We start from the raw sequence: 2,536 nt of genomic DNA on the forward strand, positions 1-2,536 counted from the left end.
CGCGGGCCCGGCGGGCGCGCTGTCCCACGGGTTCGTGCCCTCGGCGAGGGCGTCCTGGGCGCCGAGCAGGGTCGCGGCGGAGACGGTGGCGGCGAGGGCGGCGGCCTTGGCGATCGCGGTGATGTTCATTTCTTCTCTCCCGTTCCAGTTTATTCTCTCTGGTGTTGGGAAAAATGTATGACAGCATTTAATCCCGCCCCTATCGCGCCATTTATCTCCCGCCTATCACGAGTTGCCCCGAGCCGTGATAGCGCTATTCACAGCTCGCTGACCTGGTCATACCAATCCAAGTCGCACCGCGTGGGCCACCGCGTGCGCCCGATTGCGCGCGCGCAACCGCGCGGTCAGCTCGTAGATGACGTTCTTGACCGTGTGCTCCGAGCAGGCCAGTGCCGCGGCTATCGCGGAATTGCCCAGGCCATCGGCCATGAGCTGGAGCACGGCGGTCTGCTTCGCGGTGAGCGCCTGGACCTGGACCACGCCCTCGCCGGAGCGCCCGAGCAGCCGCACCAGCGCCTGGTAAGGGACGACGCCGTCGCCGTGCAGCGCCGAGTGCACCCCGGCGACGAGCCGGGACAGCGGGGAGGCCACCGGGCACAGCACGGCGCTGGCGCCCATGCGCACCGCGCGCAGCACCCCCGACGGGTCGAACGAGTCCGCGAGCACGAGCAGCCGGTCGACGCCGGGCCGGAACCGCTCGGGGCAGGCGTCCAGGGCCTCGTCCACCGACTTCGCCGCCAGCACCACGACAACGTCCGGCCCCGGCGCGTCGACCAGCACCATGCCCGCCTCGCGCAGCCGCGCCGGGACGTCGCGCGCCACCGGCCCGACCGCCGTCACGTGCACCCGCACCCCGCTCACAGCAGGCCCGCCCGCAGCGCGTAGGCCACCGCGTGCGCGCGGTTGCGCAGCCGGAACCGGCGGGTGATGTCGTGCACCACCGTGGTGACGGTGCGCGGCGAGTAGCACAGCTCCTTCGCGATCTCCCCGGTCTCGCGCCCCTCGGCGACCAGGGCGAGCACCGCGCGCTCGCGCTCGCTCAGCCCGCTGCCCGCCAGCGCGGGCGCCGCGGGCTCCCCCACCGCGCCCTGCAACCGGTCGAGCAGGTCGGGGGGCACCGTGCAGTCCCCGACGGCGGCGGCCATGACGGCGCGGGTGAGCCGCCGCGCGTCCGCGTCCCGGCGGCGCAGCAGGCCGCGCACCCCGGCGAGCACGGCGTGCAGCGCCTGCACGGCCGTCACCTCGGCCACCACCAGCACCACGGCGCCGCGCCGCGCGCGGGCCAGGTCCAGCACCTCCCGGTCGACCTCGTCGACCAGCACCACGGCGACCCGCGCGGACTCCGCGGCCTCGCCCTCCACCACCACCAGCTCGGGGCAGGCGCGCAACGCGCTCGCCGCCCCGGCCTCCAGCATCGGGTCCCTGGCCACCACGGCCACCGGCACCAGCGCGCTGTCCACTGCGCAGATCTGCTCCACGTTCGCCTCCAAGCGATTCCGACGGATGACATCGCGTGAGACTGATTCCGCCCACGAGGATCGGCAGGGCGGCTATCACGGCGAAATCCCCGACTTATCCACGGGACGTGGACACGCGTACGGGTGACGGGGGCCGCTCGGGAGGGGGTGGGGCGCGCGCGGGTGGCGACGCGGCAGGTCGCGGGCGTGCGGGCGGGACGCGGCAGGTCAGGGGCGCGGTGGTGCGGGTGGTGATAGCGGCGGCGGCAACAACGGCGCCCGCTCCCCCGTGGTGGGGAGAGCGGGCGGCGGGAACGGGCGGAACCGGGACGGGCCGGGGGTCGGGCGCGGGGGTCGGGGGTCGGGGTCAGCGCATCTCGCGGACCGGCTTGGAGGCGAGCACGCCGAGCGCGGTCACGGCCAGGATCACCGCCGTGCCGCCGAACATCAGCGCGGTGTTCCGCTCCGCGAGCGCCCCGCACAGCACCAGCGACAGCGGCGCGACGGCGTAGCCGAGGACCATGTCCACCGAGATCACCCGGCTGAGCACCGAGCCCTTGATGTTGCGCTGGATCCAGCTGAGCCCGAACACGCCCTGGTAGCCGATGCCGAAGCCCATCAGGAACACCGTCGCCACCGCCTCGACCGCGCCCTCCACGAACCCCAGCGCCGCCATGCCCACCGCCAGCCACCCGGCGAGCGCGGCCACCAGCAGCCCGACCCTGGGCTTGGCGCTGCTCGCCCCGCCGACGAGGGTGCCGAGCATGGCCCCCGCCGCGAGCGCGCCGTTGAGCACGCCCAGGGTGGTGGAGCCGCCCTGGACCTCGGTGCGGGCGAGGTTGGCGAAGCCCACGGTGAACGGACCGGCGTAGCAGAACGTCACGGCCACGTCGACGACCAGGACGGTGCGGATGCGCGGGTCGGACAGGGCGTAGCGCAGGCCCTCCTTGATGCGGCCCAGCAGCGAGACCGGCTCCGGGGTGGCGGCGGCCGGGGTCTGCTCGGGGTCGCGGGGCAGCGTGCGCACCCCGGTCACGCACAGCGCGCACAGCGCGAAGCACAGGGCGTCGACGAGGAAG

3 protein-coding genes are annotated in these 2,536 nt (G+C 74.3%); all 3 read right to left on the reverse strand.

The genetic code is table 11. The features are described 5' to 3' along the window. Positions 1–276 precede the first annotated feature (276 nt). Positions 277–852 (reverse strand): response regulator transcription factor, encoded by a 576-nt coding sequence (locus tag ACTUAL_RS17070; protein WP_440900964.1) that lies wholly within the window; start codon positions 850–852, stop codon positions 277–279. A gap of 5 nt (positions 853–857) precedes the next feature. Beyond that, a complete protein-coding gene (locus tag ACTUAL_RS17075; protein ID WP_198320499.1) occupies positions 858–1,478 on the reverse strand; it encodes a helix-turn-helix transcriptional regulator in 621 nt (206 codons plus the stop codon). A 346-nt stretch (positions 1,479–1,824) separates the two neighbouring features. Then, positions 1,825–2,536: MFS transporter (locus ACTUAL_RS17080; RefSeq protein ID WP_440900965.1), on the reverse strand; the 712-nt coding region annotated here is incomplete at its 5' end.

This window comes from Actinosynnema sp. (genome assembly GCF_052038725.1).